Here is a 19,578-nt window from a genome sequence, read left to right as displayed (position 1 = left end):
AACCCATAAAGTGTCATCAGGAGCGTTTGCGATGAAATCCACCGTTCTGCGCGCAGTGCTTACCTCGTCCCTGCTGGCCTCATCCGCCCTTCTCGGCGGGCAGGCTTATGCCAAAACCCTGGTCTATTGCTCGGAAGCCAACCCCGAGACCTTCAACCCGGCGATCGGCACCGCCGATTCCACCATGGATGCCGCCGCCAAGACGATCTTCAACCGGCTGGTCGAGTTCAAGCCCGGCACAACCGAGGTCGGCCCGGCGCTGGCCGAAAGCTGGGAGGTCTCGGCCGACGGCAAGACCTACACGTTCCATCTCAGGCACGGCGTGAAATTCCAGTCGAACGACCATTTCACGCCCTCGCGGGATCTCAACGCCGACGACGTGCTCTACACCTTCAACCGCCAGCGCGACGCCAACAATCCCTACCACAAGCTCGGCGGCGGTGCTTACGAGTACTTCAATGCGCTGGGCATGGGCACGCTGATCGACAAGATAGACAAGGTCAACGACTACACCGTGCGCTTCACGCTGACGGCGGCCAACGTCACCTTCCTGCCCGGCATCGCCCTCGACTATCTCTCCATCCTGTCGCTGGAGCAGACCGAAAAGATGGTCGCCGCCGGCACGCCGGAACTGATCGACTCGGAACCCGTCGGTACCGGCCCGTTCGTGCTGCAGGCCTATGTCCCCGACAGCCAGATCCGCTACGCCGCCAATAAGGATTACTGGCGCGGCGCGCCGAAGATCGACACGCTTGTCTTCTCCATCACGCCCGAGCCGACCACCCGCGTCGAGCGCCTCAAGGCCAATGAATGCCAGGTCGCCGCCCCGCCGCCGCCCAGTGCCGTCGCCGATTTGCGCACCGATCCCGACATCACCGTGCTCGACCTCAAGGGCCAGAACATCGGCATTCTCGGCTTCAATGTCGAACACCAGCCGCTCGGCGACGTGCGCGTGCGCATGGCGCTGGCCAAGGCCATCGACCGCAAGGCGATCGTCGACGCCGTCTATGCCGGCGCCGGCACAGTGGCCGGCAGCGTCGTGCCGCCGGCACAGATCGGCGCCGTCACCGACGCCGGCATCGACTATGATCCGGATGGCGCGAAGAAACTGCTGAAGGAAGCCGGCCACGAAAGCGACCTGAAAATCAGCCTGTGGGCGATGCCGGTGTCGCGGCCCTACAATCCCAATGCCAAGCGCATGGCCGAGATGATCCAGGCCGACTGGGCAAAAGTCGGCGTCAAGGCCGAGATCGTCAGCTTCGAGTGGGGCGAATATCTCAAGCGCACCGCCTCGGGCGAACAGGACGCCTACCTGCTCGGCGGCAGCAGCGACAATGGCGACCCCGACAACATGCTGAGCTACCTGCTCTCCTGCGACGGCGTGAAGGGCGGCTCCAACCGCTCGCGCTGGTGCGATCCGGCCTTCGAGAAGCTTCTGCAGGACGGCCGCGTCGCCGCTGATGCGAAGCACCGCGCCGACATCTACGCCAGGGCGCAGGCGATCCTGAAAGTCGAGGTGCCGGTGGCGCCGATCGCCCATTCGGTGGTGGCGATCCCGATCCGCAAGAGCGTGCTCAACTACGTGCTCGACCCCTTCGGACGGCAGAATTTTGCCGCGGTCGACGTGGCGGAGTGAAGCTTGGCGGCCCTGCCCTCGGGTTCGGCTCGAGGGCGCACCGACATGTATGAAACCAGCAATTTAGCGGCGAAAGCAGAATCCATGCGTGAAGACCTGAACGCCCTCCTGAATACCTATCTCGCCGACGGCGCGGTGGGCGCGTCGCTGGCCTACTCGACAGGCGCCGCACCAACCGCCCTCACCGCCGGCCTCGCCGACCGGGAGCATGGCGTTGCCGTCTCGCCCGACCGCCTGTTCAAGATCGGCAGCTGCACCAAGACCTTCGTTGCCGCGGCCCTGGTCAAGCTCGCCCAGGACGGCAAGCTCGATCTCGGCGCGCCGATCGCCTCCTGGTTTCCCGACCTGCCGGGTGCCGGCGCCATTTCGGTGCGCCAGTTGATCAACCATCGCAGCGGCCTGCCGGAGTTCGAATATTACATTCCGATGGACCCGAGCCGGCAGTGGACGCCGCAACAGCTGGTCGACATCGCCTTCGCTTCCGACAAGCAGAAGGCGCCGGGCGGTGCCGCCGTCTACAACAACACCGGCTATGTGCTTGCCGGCATGGTGATCGAGGCTGTCTCCGGCCAGCCGCTGGGCGGCTACGTCAGAAGCGCGGTGCTGCAGCCGCTCGGCCTGACAAACACGTGGTCGCCGGCCACCGAGGCCTTTCCGGAAAAGTCGATGGTGCGCGGCTACTACCACCGGCCGCCGCCGGCGGCGAATGCGCCCACCGACATCGCCTCGGGCGGCGAGATGTGGCGCATGGACGGCGTGCTGCCCTATTCCGACGACTTGCAGGATTCTTCCGATTCCTTCCCGTTCGGCGCCGCCTATGGCTGCGGCGATATGGTGTCGACGCCGTTCGACATGGTGAGCTTCATGCGCGGCCTGTTTTCCGGAAAGTTGCTGTCGCGGCCCTTCTTCGCCGAGATGTTCGAAGGCCGTGTGCCGGCGAGTTTCCCCGGCACGCGCATGCGCGAAACCGGTGCCGGCATGTTCCAGAGCGCCTATGCCGACCACGCCTTCTACGGCCACCAGGGCAGCATTCCCGGCTACGTCGCCGTCATGCTGCACGACCCGCTCTCGGGGCTGACCATTGCCATGACCAGCAATGTCGGTTCCGGCAACCGGCTGTCCTTCCAGGCCAGCGGCTTGCATCCGGTGGTCGACAAGGCGATCCAGATCATTCTGGGGTGATGACCTCCAGCAAGGAGGTATCGATCGGCAGCTTTCACAGAGAGATAAGACGGCGGACGTCAGCTACCTCTGCGTCTTTCAAAGAGCTGGAGGTATCGTTCGAACACGAAAAGCCGATTGCGCCTTTGGCCCGTCACCTCAACCAGCACACCGTGGCTCATGAAATCAGCAATCAACGACGTGGCTGTGTTTGTCGTCGTATCCAGCAGAACGGCGACGCCTTTCACGTCAATCAACGGTCGTTTGTAGAGATGCCTTACAAGCCGTTGCGCGTTTCCTTGACGGCGATGACTGAAACGCGGCAGCGTTTCGCGCTCTATCCGCTCCTTAAGCACCAGAATCTGGCGAAACACATCGGCGGACGCACGCGCCGTCTCTTCAACTCCGTAGAGGAAGAAGATCAACCAGTCGCGCATGTGGTTGCCTTCGCGCACTGCCATAAGGTGATCGATGTAGGCGGTCTTGTTGCGTTCGAAATAATCCGAAAGGTAAAGCGCCGGTTTGACAAGGAGACCCTGCGAGGCAAGGTAAAGTGAGATCATAAGGCGGCCCAACCGGCCGTTGCCGTCTAGGAACGGATGGATGGTCTCGAATTGATAGTGGGCAATCGCGATGCGGATCAGCGGCGGCACGCGCAGGCTGTCGTCATGGATGAATTTCTCCATGTCGCTCATAAGTTCAGATACGTGCTCATGATGCGGGGGCACGAACACAGCGTTTCTTAAGCTTACGCCGATCCAGTTCTGACTGGCTCGAAATTCGCCAGGCTGTTTGGTTTCGCCGCGCACACCTTGCATGAGGATGGCGTGTGTTTCTTTCAGAAGCCTGTTGGAGAAAGGCAGGCGGTCCAAACTGGCAATGGCGCTATTGATCGCCTGGATGTAATTCTGCACTTCGCCCCAGTCGTCGCGTGCTTCCGGAGACAGGTCCTCCATCTGCTTGAAGGCGTCCTCGATATTGGTCTGGGTACCCTCGATGCGGCTCGATTGCGTGGCCTCCTTCGCGACATACATACTGATGAAGAAATCAATGTCAGGGACGAGTTGCGCGAACGCGTTCAATTCGCCCAAGGCACGGTCGGCTCGACCAAGGACGTCTATAACTTCAGGGTCGGAGACTATCCAGGGATGATTGATCGAGGTCGGCACGAAACTGCGGTACTCTAATCGCTTTTCATAGCGCCCCGCCCTATAGGTCGACAGTTCCATATTTCAGAAAATACCCTCATTTCTGCAATAAGAAAATCCATATGTCAGATTCGGTCGACTTCCAACAGCTATTTCATTTTCAGACCAGGTTTCTGAAATAAGAGGCGCGCCTATTTCAGAAACTTCCACACCCCTGCTTGAGCGCTGAGGTAGCCCTCAATCTTCGTCGGTCCAGATCAGGCGCAGCAACCGAAGCAGCGTCGCCCGTTCCTTCTTTGTCAGCCGATGCAGGAACCGGTCCTCGTGCCGGCGCACCTGTTGCCGCCATCCGGGCATCGCCTCTTTTGCGGCCGGCGTCAGGGCGAGCATCTGCACGCGTTTGTCGCCGGCATGGTCGTCGCGTTCGACAAGCCCGCGCTCGTCAAGTTCGGCAAGCAGCGGCGCCATGTTGGCGCTCTTCATGCCGAGCAGGCGGCACAGTTCCGCGGCGCGGATGCCGGGCTTTTCGTCGATCAGCGCCAGCATACCATAGGTGACAGGGCGCAGCGCCGCGTCACCCATCTCGACCGCGAAATCATTGAGCGCGAGTGACGAGGCGCGCCTCAGATTGTAGCCGATCTGCGCGTCGAGCGCCTCTTCGGGACTGGTGCGGAGCCGTGCCTTTTCCATGCTTCAACCGATCGCCGCGAACATCCCCTCTTGTCAAGCAAAAAAGACTATGCGACATAGCAAATATGATAGCTATGGCGCATAGCAACTTGCCAAGCGAAACGGGAGGACCTTACCGTGACCGAAGAGACCGTTGCCTTCGACGTCGAGAACGGCATCGCCTGGGTGCGCTTCAACCGGCCGGACAAGCGCAATTGCATGAACCCGGCGCTCAACCGGCGTATGATGGAGGTTCTCGACGAGCTTGAATTCCGCGACGATGTCGGCGTGCTCGTGCTGTCCGGCGAAGGCAGCGCCTGGTCGGCGGGCATGGACCTCAAGGAGTATTTTCGCGAGACCGAGGCCAAGGGTCTTGGCGCCATCCGCAAGGCGCAATCCGAAGCCTATGGTTGGTGGCGGCGCTTGCGCTGGTACGGCAAGCCGACCATCGCCATGGTCAATGGCTGGTGTTTTGGCGGCGGCTATGGCCCGCTCTTCGCTTGCGACCTTGCCTTTGCCGCCGACGAAGCGCAGTTCGCTCTGTCCGAGATCAATTGGGGCATCCTGCCCGGCGGCGGCGCCACCAAGGTGGTGGTCGACCTCCTGTCGATGCGCGATGCCATGTACCACGCGCTGACCGGCGAGCTCATCGACGGCAGGAAGGCCGCCGCCTGGAAGCTGGTCAATGAAAGCCTGCCGCTGGCGGACCTGAAGGCACGTGTCACCGAGGTTGCGACCATCCTGCTGAAGAAGAACCCGATTGCCCTGAAGGCGACCAAAGACGCCATCCGCCGCGTCGCCGAGATGACCTATGACAATGCCGAGGATTATCTGGTCCGGGCGCAGGAAGCGGCCAATTCCTACGACAATGACGGCCGCAAGGAGGGCATTCGCCAGTTCATCGACGAGAAGAGCTACAAGCCCGGCCTTGCCGCCTACGACAAGGCAAGGTGATCGTGCAAGCATAAGGCAATCCTGGGGAGGAGCTGCGAATGCCGGCCTGGACGACATCCGATCCCGTGGCCCTGCACGCCAGGACGCAGCCGGATCGTGTTGCCTGTGTCGACCTGGCATCCGGCCGGCGCTGGACCTATGCCGCGCTTGACGAGGCCATCCAGCGCGCCGTCGCCGTGCTCGAAACCGGCCATGGCATCGAACAAGGGCAGCGCATCGCCACGCTTGCCCGCAACAGCGCAGACCTGCTTATCCTGCAGCAGGCCGCGATGCGGCTCGGCGCTGTCTTCGTGCCGCTCAACTGGCGGCTCGCCAATGCCGAACAGCACGCGATCCTGGCCGATTGCGATCCGGTGCTGCTGCTGCATGACACCGCCCTTGAGATGGCAACGCCCAAGGGCTGCGTGCCAAGCGAAGTCGCGGCCTTCGCGGCGGCAGTCGAGACACAGGTCCCGGCACCGCGCCGTCCTTTGCCGGCCAGCGATGCGCCGTCGATCATCCTCTACACGTCGGGCACGTCAGGCCGGCCGAAAGGGGTCGTCGTCACCGAGGCCAACGCCTTCGCCACCGCAGTCAATTTCGGCGTGCTGGGACGCGTCGGCAATGCCAGCGTCTTCCTCTGCGACGCGCCGATGTTCCATGTCATCGGCCTCATCACCAGCCTGCGTCCGCCGCTGCTGCAGGGTGGCACGGTGCTGATCTCGCCCGGCTTCGACGCCGGCCTCACCAATCGTCGCCTGGCCGATCCCACGCTCGGCGTCACCCATTATTTCTGTGTACCGCAGATGGCCAGGATGCTGCGCGACCATGCCGATTTTGCGCCTTCGAATTGGACCGCGCTCACCGCCATCTTCACCGGCGGCGCGCCCAATCCGGCGGCCGACATCAACTGGTGGCTGGCACAAGGTGTGCGCATGGTCGACGGCTTCGGCATGACTGAAGCCGGCACCGTGCTCGGCATGCCTATCGAGGCCGACCGCATCGCCAGCAAGGCGGGCTCGGCGGGCCTGCCGGCGCCGACCATCGGCCTGCGCATCGTCGACGACGCTGGCCGCGATGTCGCGGCCGGGGAACCAGGCGAGCTATGGCTGTCCGGTCCCAGCATCACATCAGGCTACTGGAACCGGCCGGACGAGACCGCGCGTGCCTTCACCGCCGATGGCTGGTTCCGCACCGGCGACATCGGGTGGCAGGATGAAGAAGGCTTTGTCACGCTCGTCGACCGCCGCAAGGACATGTTCATTTCCGGCGGCGAGAATGTCTATCCGGTCGAGGTCGAGACGGTGCTGCTCGACCATCCCGACATCGCCGAAGCAGCCGTGATCGGCGTCGCCGACAAGCGCTGGGGCGAAGTCGGGTGCGCCTTTGTCGTGGTGAAAACCGGTTGCGTTGTCGATCCGGCTGACCTGGCAAGCCACTGCGGTGCCCGCATCGCCCGCTACAAGGTGCCGAAGGAGTTTTTGCTCACCGATGCGCTGCCGCGCACCGCATCCGGCAAGATCCAGAAACACATTTTGCGCAGCTGGACAGCACCGGCCAGCGGGCAGACCTGAGGGCGTCGTTCAGACCGCAGGCGCACCGCGAAAGATCGCCACGGCCGCAGCGACGATTTCCGCATTGTCCTTCGCTGTCGTTCCGTCCGCAAGCGTGTTGCCGTCTTCCAGCCCGACCCGCGTCGACCAGCGCTTTTGATACGCAAGCGCGACGAAGGGCCAGACGGTGGCGTCGACGCCGTGCAGCAGGATCGGCCGCCGCACTCCGGCGCGTTCGAGCACCGCGGCAATGCCGTGCGCCTGGTCCAGCGCCGCCGGCAGGTCCTGGATGTCTATCTCGATCAGGATACGCAGCACCCGGTCATGATCGGCAAGGCCGACGAAGCGCTCTGCATCGGCGACCGCGGCAAGCCCGGCCTCGATGCCGACACCACGCAGTCGCAGCAGCTCCATCACGGCGGGCGCGTCTGCCTCCGACAGATTGACCGAGGCATAGTCGGGCAATTCCCGCCAGCCGGCGATCGCCTCTCGGGTCCGCTCGACATCGTTCTCGATCCAGGCGCCGGTTGAGACGCCGACCAGCGTGCCGGGACAGGCCCGGCGCACCGCCAGCACGGCGGCATTGACGGCGGCCAGGCTTTCGCCGCCGTCAGCGCCGCGCGGGTGGATGTGCAGTTCGGCCCCACCTGCGGCGACGCAGACGGCAGCGTCGCTCGCCATCGCCTCGGCAGTCAGCGGCAACTGAGGATGAAAATCGCGCGGACGCGCACCGTTGATGCAGGCCTGGACGATCATCGGTCTTACCTCGGACAAAGGGAGGCCGCAGTGTAGCTGTGCGGCACGGCATGGCAAAGAGTTGGGCCGCGTCTGTCCTGACAGCGCGGCCGTGGAACTGCGTCGCTGGCGGCGCCCTTCCCTGCAACATTGAAAGGCAAGGCCGCAGCGTCCCAAGGTCTCTTCCCACAACATTGGACAGCATTTGAATAAAAGCCGCCTGTGGATATTTACCCGGCGTTCCCTCGCCTCCGGCAAGGTATTTTAGGGTGGGATGATGGAGAGACCATTGACCAGCGATTTTTCAGCCGCCCGCATCCACCTCGAACGCGCCTATCACTATCTGCAGGGCAATGACGAGACGAGCCGCACGGCCTGTGACGCCCTCGATCTGTTGATCGAAACAGTGGCGGAAGCGCAGCACAGGCCATCCGAAGCTGGAGTACTGGAGTTTCCGCAACCGACGACGCGGCGAACCGGATAGAATATGTTGAGATTCAGGCCGGCCCGGCCTGAATCTCCTTGGATCACGATGCCTTGCGGGCCGCCACCACCCTGGTTGCCCGCGCGACAATCTGCTCCAGCGGCTCCGGCCGATGCAGCAGAAATCCCTGGCCATAGGCGACGCCCATGTCGCTCAGCATCGCCAACGTGTCCTGCCGTTCGATCTTCTCGCCGACCACGTCGCAGCCGAGGCTGCGGGCGATGCTGGTAATGGCCAGCACGATCTCGCGGTCGAAGCGGCTTTGCGTGATGTGCTCGATGAAGGAACCGTCGATCTTGATCGTGTCGACGGGGAAGCGCCTGAGATATTCGAACGAGCTCATGCCGGCGCCGAAATCGTCGAGGCTGACCCGGCAGTGCCGCTCGCGCGCCTTGCACACGAATTGTTCGGCGGCGTCGAAATTGGTGACGGCGGCGGTTTCGGTGATCTCGAAGCCGATGCCCGAATGCGGCGCCCCGGTTTCTTCGATAACGGTGTCGACGAAGTCCCACAACTGCGGATCGCTCAGCGTCTGCGCCGACAGGTTGAAGCCGAGCGTCAGCGCGCCCGAGCGCAGTGCAGCGCCATGCCGCGACAGCGCGGTGCGGATGATCCAGCGGTCGAGCCGCGACGCGATACCGAAGCGCTCGGCCACCGGAATGAACTCGCCGGGCGGCACCAGCCGGCCGTTGCGTGCGACGAGCCTGGCCAGCACTTCGACATGGCGGCTTTCCTGCCAGGGCCGGCCCAGCAGATGGATTTCCTGCCCGAACAGTTTCAGCCGCCCGTCTTCCATCGCATCGACGGTGTCGGCGGCGACGCGCGCGGCATTCAGCCCGCCCGATCCCGCTGCCGCTGCAGCGGAGAACACCGCGAAACGGTTGCGGCCAGCAGCCTTGGCCGCGTAGCAGGCGTCGTCGGCGCAGGCTAGCGCGTCGGCGACCGTAGTGTTCGCGTCGTCGACGAAGGCGATACCGATCGAGGCCGCCAGCTTGCGCGTCGACGCGGCCGGGCCGAGATCGGCCTCACGCACCGCGCCGAGCACCGCGGCGGCGATCCGCTCGGCCTGTGCGGCATCGCAATGCGGCACCAGCAGCGCGAATTCATCGCCGCCCAGCCGCGCCGCATGTGCAGCGGCCGGCAGGCAGCCGCGAATGCCGGCGGCAACGCTCTTCAGCGCCAGGTCGCCGGCGGCGTGGCCGGCAAAGTCGTTGAGCGCCTTGAAGTAGTCGAGATCGACATAGAACACCGCCAGAGGCGCACCCGCCGTGATATGGTCGGCGAGCAGCCGGTCGAAGGCGGAGCGGTTCCACAGGCCGGTCAGCGCGTCGTGACGGGCGGCATAGGCGAGTTCCTGTTCACGCAGTTTTTCCTCGGTGATGTCACGCACGGTGCCAAGGACCTGGCCAGCCGCACCGGCGGCGGCGATGAAGCGGACCAGCGATTCGACGTGGCGGATGACGCCGTCGCGCTTGATGATGCGGTACCGCGAGGCGGTGACTGCGTCCGAGCCGGGTGTCGGCAAATGCGCCTGCTCGGTGGCTTCCCTGTCGTCGGGGTGCAGGAAAGTATGCCAGAGATCGGCGGTCACCTCGTCGGCATCGGCGACGAGGCCGAATATATCCCTTGTGCGGGCGTCCCAATAGCTCTTGTTGGTGGCGAGGTCATAATGCCAGATGCCGGTGCCGCTGGCGGCGAGCGCCAGGCGGAAGCGCACATTGACCTGTTCGAGTTCGGCTTCGGCGGCCTTCTGCTTGGTGATGTCGGTCTGCACGCCCATTAGCCTGAGCGGTTTTCCCATCGCGTCGCGTTCGACGATGCCGCCGCGATCGAGCACCCACACCCAGTGGCCCTGCTTGTGCTTCAGCCTGAGCTCGGTCTCGATGGCGTCGGTCTGTCCGGCAATGTGTAGGTCGCCGCTGGCCAGCGCCCGCTCGCGATCGTCGGGATGTGTCAGTTGCAGCCACAGGTCGCTGGTGTTGGCAAGTTCGCCTTCATCATAGCCCAGCATCCGCGCCCAGGTCGCGGAATAGAAACACTCCCCGGTCGCAAGATCCCAGTCCCAGACGCCAAGATGGGCGCGCTCCAGGGCCTTTTCCCAGAACGTTCCACTGCGATTTTTCTTGTCCTGACGCGCCATCGTCCGTTTCGCTCAACCCCGCCACGGGGCAATCTGCAGCAAAACCAGAGAAGAAAGCGTTACTTGGCTGAGCCGGGTGTTTCCTTGCCTCCTCACCTGCCACACCCCACCATTCGATTGGCCGGCAAGAACCGGAGTTTTGCGCCCGCCTGATCGTCCTACTGCTTGCTTCAGGTCATCGGCCAATCCGGTGATCTCCCCGTGCAAACACAACAAGGACCTCCCAATGACCAAGCAAGAAGATAACAAGGCCGTCGTCGTCAGATGGTTCACCGACTTCTGGGGTAAAACCTGCGATCTGTCCGTCGTCGACGACCTCGCGGCACCCGACATGCTGCTGAAATATTCGCTGCACGAGCCGCGCCGCGGCCGCGACGACATCAAGGCCTTCATGACCGACTTCCGCGCCGCCTTCCCGGACCTCAACTTCTGGGCCACGGCCGACCTGATCGCCGAGGGCGACTATGTTGTCGGCCAGTGGGAGGGCGGCGGCACGCATACCGGCCCGGCCTTCGGCGATTTCCTCGCCGGCTCGCTGCCGGCCGCCACCGGCCGCACCATGCGCTTCACCGGCACCACCGTGCTGAAGGTGGTCGACGGCAGGATCGTCGAGGAGATCGGCCTCGATGACGGCGTCGCCGCCCTCACCCAGCTCGGCCTGATCAAGGCCGCCTGATCGAGCCGCATGATTGAAACAGGGCCATCACCACCCAGGCGATGGCCCTGTTTCAATCGAGCCGAAGCCTGATGACACGGAAGCCTGCGACAGTTGAAACCAGCGCACGAAGGTGATGCCGGGGCGTTGCGGCGCAACGTCTTCGTCAATGAATCCTTGCCAACAAAGTATGTATTATAACCATCTAATTTAGGAAATTTTACTTTCCTCACGGTGCAACCCGATGTTAATACTTGATCTACAAAATACTCCACAACAATCTTTTGGGCAGCTGGCGGGGTGTCCTTCCATGAATGAGCACACCGGTCAGCGCGGCGGCAATCGCCGCCCAGCTGCAATCCTTGACCCGGACATCGCGACAACCAGGAGCGGCTGGCTGCTGGTTGCCTTGTGTCTGACCTATGCCGTGACCGCTCTTTGCCTGCAGCCTGATCGCTACCTGCATCTGGCGCAATCCTATGCCGAGCCGTTCGCCTTCTTCCTGCCCGCGCTTCTGGCGGCTGGCCTCGGCGTGGCGGGGCTGGCGTTTGCCCGACATAACCCGACAAGATTCATCCTCGACATACTCAGGCAGCGTTGGCTGGCAGCCGCGCCCGTCATCCTCTTGTTCTTTCTTGGCGTCACCGCCTTCACCACCTTGAAGGTCGCCATTCCGGACACGATACCGTTCTACGCCGACCGTGCCCTGGCGGACCTCGATCTTCGGCTGCATGGCGTCGATCCCTGGACATGGGCGCACAGCGTCGTTTCCGAACCGATCTCGCTCGCAATTTTCGCCGGCTATGGATATGGCTGGCTCGTGCAATGGTTCGGCGCGGTTCTCTTCGTCGCCTTTTGGAACAATCCGGTCGGCCGCTTGCGCTATCTATGGGCGTTCGCGCTGACCACGATCCTGTGCGGCACCGTTCTGGCGACCCTGCTGTCGTCCACCGGCCCGATGTTCCACGACCAGTTCTACGGCGGTGACCGGTTTGCCGGGCTGCAAGCCGCCCTGGCGCAGAACCGTTACGCCGCCGCGTCGGTCCATGTCTATGCCGACTATCTGCTTGCAGCCTACCAGAGTGGCCGCCCGGAACTGGGCGGCGGCATCTCCGCCATGCCAAGCATGCATGTCGCGATCGCCACGCTCAACGCACTCTTCCTGGCCGGCTTCGGCCGCCGGTGGGCAATCGCCGGCTGGTCCTTTACGGCGTTCATCCTGTTCAGCTCGGTTTACACCGGCTGGCACTATGCCGTGGATGGCTATCTCTCGATCCTTGTCGTGTCTCTGCTCTGGTACGTGACGGGACGCTTCGTCTTGCCGCAAGCGCGCCGGGATACCGCCGAGGTGGGATTGGCGATTCCGGACCAGGCGGCATAAAGACGCCGTGAGGAGCAGCAGCGGCACGTACAGCGGCCCAGCCTTTCCTCGCCGAAAGCGACCTTTGGGACGCAGCGTCTCGACTGACTTGGGAAAGCGGCCAGGCGGCATTGGCGCCGCCTGGCTTCATTGCTTACTGGCTCGGCGCCATCGCGTGCTCACATGACACTTTCGGGTTCATGTCGGCGAAAGTGCCGGTCGGGTTGCCCTTCCAGGCCCAGACATGCAGTTCGTAGAATTCACCCAGGCCGTAGCGGTTGGGCGCACTGTTGAAATTGAACAGCTGTCCGTCCAGCGACGCCGGCCCCTTCGAGGTGATGTATTCGACCGCCACCAGTTGCAGCCTGCCGTCAGCCATCGGCTCGTACATCACCGCTTCAGGCCGGGCGATATCGATCTTGTCGTCCTTCAGATACTGGCCGTTGACATAGTGGATGCCCATGGCGCCGCCGGTGATGCCGCTGGCGCACGGAATGGGCGCATAGCCCTCGGCCGTAGCTGCCTTGACGTCGAGAAACCGGCTGTTGGCGGCCCGCACCTTGTCGGCCAGCGGATTGGGGCCGGACGCCGGCGCGGCAGCTTCCTGATGTGCCTGTGCCAAAGTGGTGCAGACAGCCAGCATCCCGGCCATGACAAACCTATAGCGAAAATTTGGCCTGTTGTGAAAGTTCGACATCATCTTCATTCCATTCTTCTTGAAAAAGCACAGCTGGCCGGCCGCCGAAAATACGGAGGCCCGGCAGGCAAGCGCTTGTGACTGTTGTTGCTTGGAGATCCCGAAATCGCTGTGACGACTGCCAGGAAGGATCATCCCTTCGGCAAATACGGGATCGTTCCGGCCAGATCGGTGTTGTCGATCACCTGGAAACGGCTGTCGCTGCCGCCCTGACGGGCCGAAACGAAGGGCGCGTAGGCCGGATCGTTGGTGAAGGCGCGCGCCGCCGCCTCCGACGGGAACGCCATCAGGGCGATCAGCGTGGTGTCGAGCGGCTTGCCTTCAAGCGTCTTCACATTGCCGCTGCGCGACAGATACCTGCCGCCATGCTTGTGGACGAGATCATGCACCGATGCGGCGTAGGCCGGCACCCACTGCGGGTCGTTTATCTTGATGTCTGCGATGACGTAAGCGGTCATGGTAGTCTCCTGGTTGCGGTGCACAGGGTATCCGGTGCAGCCGGCCAAAGGGCTCGCATGGCAGGCCCCTCGCAAGCCAGTCCGCGATCTGTACTGGGGTAGTACAGTTTCCGTACTGGCCGCTTCATTCATGAAGGCCTAATGTTCGACCCAGGTTCGAGGGAGGGACACAGATCATGGCCCAGCACGGATACAAACAGTTCTGCCCGCTATCGATGGCCGCCGAGGTGCTGTGCACCCGCTGGACGATGGTGCTGATGCGCGAATTGGTGGCGGGCTCGACCCGCTTCAACGACCTGCGCCGCGGCGTCCCCAAAATGTCGCCGACCCTTCTGTCGCAACGGCTCAAGGAACTTGAACTGGCTGGGATCATCGAGCGCAAGGAAGTGCTGGGCGAAAAAGGGATATTCGAATATCGGCTGACGGAAGCCGGCCGGGATTTGCGGCCGGTCGTCGAAGCAATGGGCTTCTGGGGGCAGAAATGGGTCGAGTCCCGGCTGTCGCTGAAGAACCTCGATCCGTCGCTGCTGATGTGGGACATGCGGCGCAATCTGAACCCTTCGCCGCTGCCCGAGGGGCGCACGGTGATACAATTTCTGTATCAGGAGCTACCAGCGTCCAAACGGTCGTGGTGGCTGATCGTCGAGAAGCACGGCGAGGTCGATCTGTGCTGGTACGATCCGGGCTTCGATGTCGATCTTTACGTCTCGACCGACCTGCACACGATGACGGCGATCTGGATGGGATTGCTGACCGTCGAGAAAGCCGGTGCGAAGGTTGCCCTGACCGGCAACCAGGCCATCGGCAGGAAGATGCAGACCTGGCTCGGGCTCAGCCCGTTCGCGGTGGAACCCAAGCGTGCGGCTTAGGAAGCGAAGCGAGCACTCGACGTGGGCGATTGGTGGCGCTTGGCGGGAAACGGGTGGCGAGGCCGGCTTTTGGCGGCTTCAATGCGGTCATGTTCATCACCCTGGCCAAGAATCTGAAGTCCGCGCCGCTGCCGGTTGCCGACGATCCGCGCTGGGCGCGTATCGTTGCGCGCGACAAGTCGGCCGACGGCGAGTTCTGGTATTCGGTGGCGACGACCGGCGTCTATTGCCGGCCTTCCTGCCCATCGCGGCGCGCCAACCCCAGGAATGTGCAGCTGCACGGCACGCTCGATCAGGCCAGGGCGACCGGCTTTCGCCCGTGCCGGCGCTGCAACCCGGATGGCCCGTCGCTCGAGGCCAGCAAGGCGGCGATGGTCGCCGCTGCCTGCCGCAGGATCGAGCAGAGCGAAGAAGAACCGTCGCTGGCTGAACTGGCTGATGCCACCGGCCGCAGCGCCGGTTATTTCCACCGTATCTTCAAGGCCGTTACCGGGCTGACGCCGAAGGATTTCGCCGCCGCGCACCGCGCCGCCCGGGTCCGCCAGGGCCTGGAAGACGGCGCCAGCGTCACGACGGCGATCTACGACGCCGGCTTCAATTCAAGCGGGCGTTTTTACGAGAAATCGACCGGCATGCTCGGCATGACGCCAACGCGCTATCGCGCCGGCGGCGCCCATGAAGAGATCCGCTTCGCTGTCGGCGAATCCTCGCTCGGCGCCATCCTGGTCGCCTCCAGCCAAAAGGGCGTCGCCTCGATCCTGCTCGGCGACGATCCCGACGCGCTGGTGCGCGACCTGCAGGACCGTTTCCCCAAGGCACGGCTGATCGGCGGCGACCGCGACTATGAGGCGCTGGTCGCCCGCGTCGTCGGTTTCGTGGAAGTGCCGGCGCTCGGCCTCGACCTGCCGCTCGACGTGCGCGGCACCGCCTTCCAGCAGCGCGTCTGGCAGGCCTTGCAGGACATCCCCGTAGGCCGCACAGTTTCCTATGCCGAGATCGCGCAGCGCATCGGCGCGCCGAAGGCGACCCGCGCCATCGCCGCCGCCTGCGCCGCCAATAGCCTTGCCGTCGCCATTCCCTGCCATCGCGTGATCCGCAAAGACGGCGCCCTGTCCGGCTACGCCTGGGGCGCGGAGCGCAAACGCGCACTGCTCGACCGTGAGGCGTCGTCGTCCGACAATGCCAACCTGCCGATACGGGCCTGACGAGGACCGGCAATGCGCACGATGGCAAGGTCTCCCACCGCCGATGCGACCAGCCAGACCCAAGCTGCCGGCAGCCGGCGCGCCTCTGACGCAAAATCACGGGTGATGACCGCCATCGGCCAAATGGTCGACGACGGCAAAGCCGAGTGGAGCCGCACCGCGACCGGCGATATCGAGCTGCGGCTTTTGACCGGTGAGGTGTTCGTGCTGGGGGAACTCGCTGTCACCCGTGTCGCGTGAGAACGGTTCAAAATCAGCGCTCTACGGCGCGCCCCTCTGTCCTGCCGGACATCTCCCCCACAAGGAGGGAGATTGGCAGTTCTGGCGCCGGCTCTCTTCTTGCGACGTTGAAGATTGGCGAAGGCCGTCGTGACGGCCAATCTCCCCACTCGTGGGGGAGATGTCTGGCAGGACAGAGGGGGGCGCCGTAGAGCGCTTACCTTTCGCCGTTCATCCTCAGATCCTGAGATTCGAATTTGAAAGCAAGCACCGGAGTGAGCGCGAGAAGCCGTCTCTGTAGGGTTCACTCACAGACAAAGGAGTGAAGGCAATGAACCTCATGCAAACTCAAATGGCCGCACCGGCGACCGTCCACGACGCCCTCGACACCATCGCCTACGCCATCGGCGAATCCGCGATCGGCAACATCCTGGCTGCGCGCAGCCACATCGGCGTCTGCGCCATCCTGATCGGCTCGGACGCTGACGCGCTGGAGCAGGACCTTGGCGATCGCTTCTCCGGCAAGGTGCTGGTCGAGGACGAGACCACCTTGCGCGACGATCTCGCGGCAATCGCGCGCTTCATCGAGACGCCCAGCATCGGCCTCGACTTGCCGCTCGACATGCGCCACGGCACGCCATTCCAGCAGCGTGTTTGGGATGTGCTACGCACCATCCCATGCGGCGAAACCATCCCTTACACCGCACTGGCCCGGCGTCTCGGCCAGCCGAACGGCGCCCGCGCCGTGGCGACGGCTTGTGCGGCCAATGCGATCGCGCTGGGTATTCCCTGCCACCGCGTTGTCCGCGCCGACGGCACGCTGGCTGGCTACCGCTGGGGTGTCGAACGCATGCGTGCCCTGCTTAACAAGGAGGCTGCGATATGAACGCCCGTGCCAAAATTGCCCCATCGGTGGTCGAAGCCGCTCAGACGCGCGTTGGCGGGTACGACTGGCCGCCCCTTGCCGCCGAACTCGACGGCTTCGGCTGTGCGGTGATCGAAAAGCTGCTGTCGCCCGAAGAGTGCCGGCAGATCGCCGGCCTCTATCCCAGGGAGGAGCATTTCCGCAGCCACATCCATATGGCCAGGCACGGTTTCGGCAAGGGCGAGTACCGCTACTTCCGCTACCCCTTGCCCGACCTGCTGGGCGGCCTGCGCAGCGCGCTCTATCCCAGGCTGGCCGAGGTCGCCAATCGGTGGAACGAGCGCATGGGGCAAGCCATGCGCTACCCGGCGACGCATGCCGCGTTTCTCGAACAGTGCCATGCCGCCGGCCAGACGCGGCCGACCCCGCTGCTGCTGCAATATGTGCCTGGCGACTTCAACTGCCTGCACCAGGACCTCTATGGCGACCTCGCCTTCCCGCTGCAGGTGGCGATCCTGCTTTCCGAACCGGGCAGGGATTTCACCGGCGGCGAGTTCGCGCTGACCGAACAGCGGCCGCGCATGCAGAGCCGGGTCGAAGTGGTGCCGTTGTGCCAGGGCGATGCCGTTGTCTTCGCCGTCCACAACCGACCGGTGCAGGGAACCAAAGGCAACTACCGCGTCAATCTGCGCCACGGCGTCAGCCGCTTGCGCTCAGGCATGCGCCACACGGTCGGCATCATTTTTCATGACGCGAAGTGAGCGCTTCTCCCTCCTCCCCTTGTGGGAGAAGGGAAGGCCGCGCTTCATCCTGCGTCCTCGAAGACCAAATCCAGTATCCAGGGGCAGGCATAGTAGTCGGCAATGCGGTCGATGACGCCGCCATCGGTATGGATGCGCACGGGATAAGCCGGCCGCCATTCCTCGCGATGCAGCCTGTCGACGACCAGCACGATCTCCCCTTCGATCGCTCCTTGCCGCATACGCCAAGGCTCGCCGCGCTCATATTCGACGAAGTAGGGCGAGCCCGACAGCAAGCCGTTGTAGCAGTCCGAGACCCGCAGCCGTGCATCGGCGCTAGCCATTGCCCGCACCCCGTCCCAGTCTCGCCTGTTGAACAATTCTACATAGCGATCGAGCAGCCGCGCCAGTTCGGGGTCGTGTGCCGGTGCCGCGGCCTGTTGCGCAGGCAAGGCGGCGAGCTTGGCGCGGCCGCGGTTGAGCGCCGATTTGACACCGCCTGATGTCGAGCCGACCAGCTCGGCGATTTCCTCAAGCGAATGGTCGAAGACATCCTTGAGCAGCACGCAAGCGCGCTCCTTCGGCGGCAGGTGCACGACCAGTCGCTCGATGGCGCGGCCCGCGCCGGGACCGGCGGGCTCGACAGGCAGCACGATCTCGTCGCTGGCATAGCCGGCCTCGGCCCGCTGTCGCGCCTGGCTGTTGCGGATAAAGTCGATGCAGCGGTTGTGGGCTATGCGGAACAGCCAGGGCCGCAGCGCCTGCGCATCGTCGAGCTGTTCGATCTTGCGATAGGCCTCGAACAGCGCCTCCTGCATGATGTCCTCGCCGTCGAGGGCCGAACCGGTCATGCGCGCGCAGTACCGGTGCAGCTTGATACGCAGATGCGACACCGTCTCAAGGAACGCTGCGTAGCGCAGATCGAACAGGCCTTCGGGGACGAGGCGCGGCTGCATGCCTCGCCTCGTTTCACGGGATTTGCGGATCTGCTGGTTCATAGCGGCACGTCGGTCAGCGTCACTACACCATTGCGCGAGTGCAGCACTTCCACAAGCACGAAGCACGATGCGACCAGCCAGCGCATGCTCATGCCGCCCTGTCGCCGGCAGCTTTGTCACGCGTAGCTGACAGGCCCAGTTTCGGCCGCACCCAGGTGGCGAAGCGGCCGATCGCGTCGTCGGCTTCCGGCGCCCGGCCTGCCATCATCTGGAATGAGTGCAACATGCCCTCGAAGACGTCGAGCCGTGTCTCGACCCCAGCCTGCCTGGCGCGCTCGGCGAACATGCGGCTTTCGTCGACCAGCGTCTCATCCGCACCGGCCTGCAGGAACACAGGCGGAAAGCCGGTGAGGTCGGCATAGAGAGCGCTGACCTCCGGATCGAGCCGGTCGCCGTCACCGATGAAGTTGGTCACCAGCCAGTCGACGGCGGCCTTTGCGAAGGCCGGGTCCTTCTCGCGGTTGGTCTCGTAGCTGGCGCCGGTCAGCGCCATGTCGAACCAGCCGGAGATGATCAGCGTCGCGGCAGGCAGCGGCCGCCCTTCGGCCCGCAGCCGCTGCAGGACTCCATAGGTCAGGACCGCGCCGGAGGAATCTCCGGCGATCACGATCCGCCCGGAGTCGAAGCCCTGGTCGATGAGCCAGTTCCAGGCGGTCATTGCCGCCTCGAGCTGCCCCGGATGCTTGGCCTGGTGCGCCAGCGGATAGTCGTAGAGCAACGCCCTGCAGCCCACGGCCTTGGCCAGATGGCCAACCAGCTTGCGGTGCGTGTAGATCGAGCCGCCGATGAAGCCGCCGCCATGCGCATAAAACAGCACACGCCCCTCGTCGGCGCCCTTCGGCGCGATCCACATCGCCGGCACGCCGCCGGCATCGACCTCGATATAGTCGACGCCGCCCGGTTCGCCGGTCAGCGCCGTCCAATGCGTGTCGTTGAAGTCGATGATCGCTTGCGGGCTGGTCAGTTTGCCCGCATTGTCGGCGATCGCCGCGTAGTGGTTCCTGTTTGCCTCGCTCTGTACGCTTGCCATGATGGTCTCCTGGGGATTGCGGA

Annotated in this window: 20 protein-coding genes; 12 read left to right on the top strand and 8 right to left on the bottom strand. The window is 63.9% G+C overall.

What is annotated here, in order from left to right; genetic code table 11:
* The first annotated feature begins 31 nt into the window (after nt 1-31).
* The gene (locus ASD12_RS23755; protein ID WP_056591936.1) at nt 32-1,636 is read left to right on the top strand and encodes an ABC transporter substrate-binding protein; all 1,605 of its coding nucleotides are present in this window, start codon (nt 32-34) and stop codon (nt 1,634-1,636) included.
* A gap of 84 nt (nt 1,637-1,720) precedes the next feature.
* On the top strand, nt 1,721-2,818 hold the full coding sequence (locus ASD12_RS23750) for a serine hydrolase domain-containing protein (RefSeq protein ID WP_056591931.1): 1,098 nt from the start codon (nt 1,721-1,723) through the stop codon (nt 2,816-2,818).
* 59 nt (nt 2,819-2,877) lie between these two features.
* Here the strand turns inward: ASD12_RS23750 and ASD12_RS23745 are convergent, their stop codons facing one another.
* Together ASD12_RS23745 and ASD12_RS23740 are read right to left on the bottom strand one after the other, a co-directional pair.
* A complete protein-coding gene (locus ASD12_RS23745) occupies nt 2,878-4,026 on the bottom strand; it encodes a Fic family protein (protein WP_056591927.1) in 1,149 nt (382 codons plus the stop codon).
* A gap of 156 nt (nt 4,027-4,182) precedes the next feature.
* Nucleotides 4,183-4,635: a MarR family transcriptional regulator gene (locus ASD12_RS23740; protein ID WP_056591924.1), complete on the bottom strand. Its 453-nt coding sequence runs from the start codon at nt 4,633-4,635 to the stop codon at nt 4,183-4,185.
* A 117-nt stretch (nt 4,636-4,752) separates the two neighbouring features.
* Here ASD12_RS23740 and ASD12_RS23735 point away from each other — a divergent pair, with 117 nt between their 5' ends.
* Together ASD12_RS23735 and ASD12_RS23730 are read left to right on the top strand one after the other, a co-directional pair.
* Nucleotides 4,753-5,568 carry a p-hydroxycinnamoyl CoA hydratase/lyase gene (locus ASD12_RS23735; RefSeq protein WP_056591921.1) on the top strand — a complete coding sequence of 272 codons (816 nt, stop codon included), beginning with the start codon at nt 4,753-4,755 and terminating at the stop codon, nt 5,566-5,568.
* A gap of 38 nt (nt 5,569-5,606) precedes the next feature.
* Nucleotides 5,607-7,121, top strand: a complete 1,515-nt coding sequence (locus ASD12_RS23730) for an AMP-binding protein (RefSeq protein ID WP_056591919.1) — start codon at nt 5,607-5,609, stop codon at nt 7,119-7,121.
* Nucleotides 7,122-7,130: 9 nt separating this feature from the next.
* Here the strand turns inward: ASD12_RS23730 and ASD12_RS23725 are convergent, their stop codons facing one another.
* Nucleotides 7,131-7,856: a 3-keto-5-aminohexanoate cleavage protein gene (locus ASD12_RS23725; protein WP_056591916.1), complete on the bottom strand. Its 726-nt coding sequence runs from the start codon at nt 7,854-7,856 to the stop codon at nt 7,131-7,133.
* A gap of 268 nt (nt 7,857-8,124) precedes the next feature.
* Here ASD12_RS23725 and ASD12_RS23720 point away from each other — a divergent pair, with 268 nt between their 5' ends.
* The gene (locus tag ASD12_RS23720; protein WP_056591913.1) at nt 8,125-8,319 is read left to right on the top strand and encodes a hypothetical protein; all 195 of its coding nucleotides are present in this window, start codon (nt 8,125-8,127) and stop codon (nt 8,317-8,319) included.
* A gap of 43 nt (nt 8,320-8,362) precedes the next feature.
* Here ASD12_RS23720 and ASD12_RS23715 read toward each other — a convergent pair whose 3' ends face one another.
* Nucleotides 8,363-10,459: an EAL domain-containing protein gene (locus ASD12_RS23715; RefSeq protein WP_056591910.1), complete on the bottom strand. Its 2,097-nt coding sequence runs from the start codon at nt 10,457-10,459 to the stop codon at nt 8,363-8,365.
* 226 nt (nt 10,460-10,685) lie between these two features.
* Between ASD12_RS23715 and ASD12_RS23710 the strand changes: the two genes are divergently transcribed.
* Together ASD12_RS23710 and ASD12_RS23705 are read left to right on the top strand one after the other, a co-directional pair.
* On the top strand, nt 10,686-11,135 hold the full coding sequence (locus tag ASD12_RS23710) for an ester cyclase (RefSeq protein WP_056591907.1): 450 nt from the start codon (nt 10,686-10,688) through the stop codon (nt 11,133-11,135).
* A gap of 289 nt (nt 11,136-11,424) precedes the next feature.
* Nucleotides 11,425-12,495, top strand: a complete 1,071-nt coding sequence (locus tag ASD12_RS23705) for a phosphatase PAP2 family protein (RefSeq protein WP_056591904.1) — start codon at nt 11,425-11,427, stop codon at nt 12,493-12,495.
* Nucleotides 12,496-12,628: 133 nt separating this feature from the next.
* On the opposite strand, the gene ASD12_RS23700 is transcribed toward ASD12_RS23705, so the two are convergent.
* Both ASD12_RS23700 and ASD12_RS23695 read right to left on the bottom strand, forming a co-directional pair.
* Nucleotides 12,629-13,180, bottom strand: a complete 552-nt coding sequence (locus ASD12_RS23700) for a hypothetical protein (RefSeq protein ID WP_244482953.1) — start codon at nt 13,178-13,180, stop codon at nt 12,629-12,631.
* 122 nt (nt 13,181-13,302) lie between these two features.
* Nucleotides 13,303-13,629, bottom strand: coding sequence for a DUF1330 domain-containing protein (locus tag ASD12_RS23695; RefSeq protein WP_056591901.1), 327 nt, complete (start codon nt 13,627-13,629; stop codon nt 13,303-13,305).
* A gap of 176 nt (nt 13,630-13,805) precedes the next feature.
* On the opposite strand from ASD12_RS23695, the gene ASD12_RS23690 reads away from it, so the two are divergent.
* From ASD12_RS23690 to ASD12_RS23670, 5 genes are all read left to right on the top strand, one after another.
* Nucleotides 13,806-14,498: a helix-turn-helix domain-containing protein gene (locus ASD12_RS23690; RefSeq protein ID WP_056591898.1), complete on the top strand. Its 693-nt coding sequence runs from the start codon at nt 13,806-13,808 to the stop codon at nt 14,496-14,498.
* An 89-nt stretch (nt 14,499-14,587) separates the two neighbouring features.
* Nucleotides 14,588-15,703, top strand: a complete 1,116-nt coding sequence (gene ada, locus ASD12_RS23685; RefSeq protein WP_056592213.1) for a bifunctional DNA-binding transcriptional regulator/O6-methylguanine-DNA methyltransferase Ada — start codon at nt 14,588-14,590, stop codon at nt 15,701-15,703.
* A 12-nt stretch (nt 15,704-15,715) separates the two neighbouring features.
* Nucleotides 15,716-15,943, top strand: coding sequence for a hypothetical protein (locus tag ASD12_RS23680; RefSeq protein ID WP_056591893.1), 228 nt, complete (start codon nt 15,716-15,718; stop codon nt 15,941-15,943).
* A gap of 310 nt (nt 15,944-16,253) precedes the next feature.
* Nucleotides 16,254-16,808: a methylated-DNA--[protein]-cysteine S-methyltransferase gene (locus ASD12_RS23675; RefSeq protein WP_056591890.1), complete on the top strand. Its 555-nt coding sequence runs from the start codon at nt 16,254-16,256 to the stop codon at nt 16,806-16,808.
* The gene (locus ASD12_RS23670) at nt 16,805-17,548 is read left to right on the top strand and encodes a 2OG-Fe(II) oxygenase (RefSeq protein ID WP_056591887.1); all 744 of its coding nucleotides are present in this window, start codon (nt 16,805-16,807) and stop codon (nt 17,546-17,548) included. Before ASD12_RS23675 ends, ASD12_RS23670 begins: the two co-directional genes overlap by 4 nt.
* A gap of 44 nt (nt 17,549-17,592) precedes the next feature.
* Here the strand turns inward: ASD12_RS23670 and ASD12_RS23665 are convergent, their stop codons facing one another.
* Complete coding sequence (locus ASD12_RS23665) at nt 17,593-18,483, bottom strand: sigma-70 family RNA polymerase sigma factor (RefSeq protein WP_244482952.1); 891 nt, start codon at nt 18,481-18,483, stop codon at nt 17,593-17,595.
* A 130-nt stretch (nt 18,484-18,613) separates the two neighbouring features.
* Nucleotides 18,614-19,555, bottom strand: a complete 942-nt coding sequence (locus ASD12_RS23660; RefSeq protein ID WP_056591881.1) for an alpha/beta hydrolase — start codon at nt 19,553-19,555, stop codon at nt 18,614-18,616.
* Nucleotides 19,556-19,578 lie beyond the last annotated feature (23 nt).

The organism is Mesorhizobium sp. Root102 (assembly GCF_001425625.1).
GTDB lineage: Bacteria > Pseudomonadota > Alphaproteobacteria > Rhizobiales > Rhizobiaceae > Mesorhizobium.
Note: the sequence above shows the minus strand (reverse complement) of the source record. Positions and strands in the feature narration are given on the sequence as shown.

What these genes read in the sequence shown, in the direction of transcription:
- ASD12_RS23755 (WP_056591936.1), top strand. Translation starts at nt 32, where the DNA reads ATGAAATCCACCGTTCTGCGCGCAGTGCTTACCTCGTCCCTGCTGGCC.
- ASD12_RS23750 (WP_056591931.1), top strand. Translation starts at nt 1,721, where the DNA reads ATGCGTGAAGACCTGAACGCCCTCCTGAATACCTATCTCGCCGACGGC.
- ASD12_RS23745 (WP_056591927.1), bottom strand. Translation starts at nt 4,026, where the DNA reads ATGGAACTGTCGACCTATAGGGCGGGGCGCTATGAAAAGCGATTAGAG.
- ASD12_RS23740 (WP_056591924.1), bottom strand. Translation starts at nt 4,635, where the DNA reads ATGGAAAAGGCACGGCTCCGCACCAGTCCCGAAGAGGCGCTCGACGCG.
- ASD12_RS23730 (WP_056591919.1), top strand. Translation starts at nt 5,607, where the DNA reads ATGCCGGCCTGGACGACATCCGATCCCGTGGCCCTGCACGCCAGGACG.
- ASD12_RS23725 (WP_056591916.1), bottom strand. Translation starts at nt 7,856, where the DNA reads ATGATCGTCCAGGCCTGCATCAACGGTGCGCGTCCGCGCGATTTTCAT.
- ASD12_RS23715 (WP_056591910.1), bottom strand. Translation starts at nt 10,459, where the DNA reads ATGGCGCGTCAGGACAAGAAAAATCGCAGTGGAACGTTCTGGGAAAAG.
- ASD12_RS23710 (WP_056591907.1), top strand. Translation starts at nt 10,686, where the DNA reads ATGACCAAGCAAGAAGATAACAAGGCCGTCGTCGTCAGATGGTTCACC.
- ASD12_RS23705 (WP_056591904.1), top strand. Translation starts at nt 11,425, where the DNA reads ATGAATGAGCACACCGGTCAGCGCGGCGGCAATCGCCGCCCAGCTGCA.
- ASD12_RS23700 (WP_244482953.1), bottom strand. Translation starts at nt 13,180, where the DNA reads ATGAAGATGATGTCGAACTTTCACAACAGGCCAAATTTTCGCTATAGG.
- ASD12_RS23695 (WP_056591901.1), bottom strand. Translation starts at nt 13,629, where the DNA reads ATGACCGCTTACGTCATCGCAGACATCAAGATAAACGACCCGCAGTGG.
- ASD12_RS23690 (WP_056591898.1), top strand. Translation starts at nt 13,806, where the DNA reads ATGGCCCAGCACGGATACAAACAGTTCTGCCCGCTATCGATGGCCGCC.
- ada (WP_056592213.1), top strand. Translation starts at nt 14,588, where the DNA reads ATGTTCATCACCCTGGCCAAGAATCTGAAGTCCGCGCCGCTGCCGGTT.
- ASD12_RS23680 (WP_056591893.1), top strand. Translation starts at nt 15,716, where the DNA reads ATGCGCACGATGGCAAGGTCTCCCACCGCCGATGCGACCAGCCAGACC.
- ASD12_RS23675 (WP_056591890.1), top strand. Translation starts at nt 16,254, where the DNA reads ATGAACCTCATGCAAACTCAAATGGCCGCACCGGCGACCGTCCACGAC.
- ASD12_RS23670 (WP_056591887.1), top strand. Translation starts at nt 16,805, where the DNA reads ATGAACGCCCGTGCCAAAATTGCCCCATCGGTGGTCGAAGCCGCTCAG.
- ASD12_RS23665 (WP_244482952.1), bottom strand. Translation starts at nt 18,483, where the DNA reads ATGCAGCCGCGCCTCGTCCCCGAAGGCCTGTTCGATCTGCGCTACGCA.
- ASD12_RS23660 (WP_056591881.1), bottom strand. Translation starts at nt 19,555, where the DNA reads ATGGCAAGCGTACAGAGCGAGGCAAACAGGAACCACTACGCGGCGATC.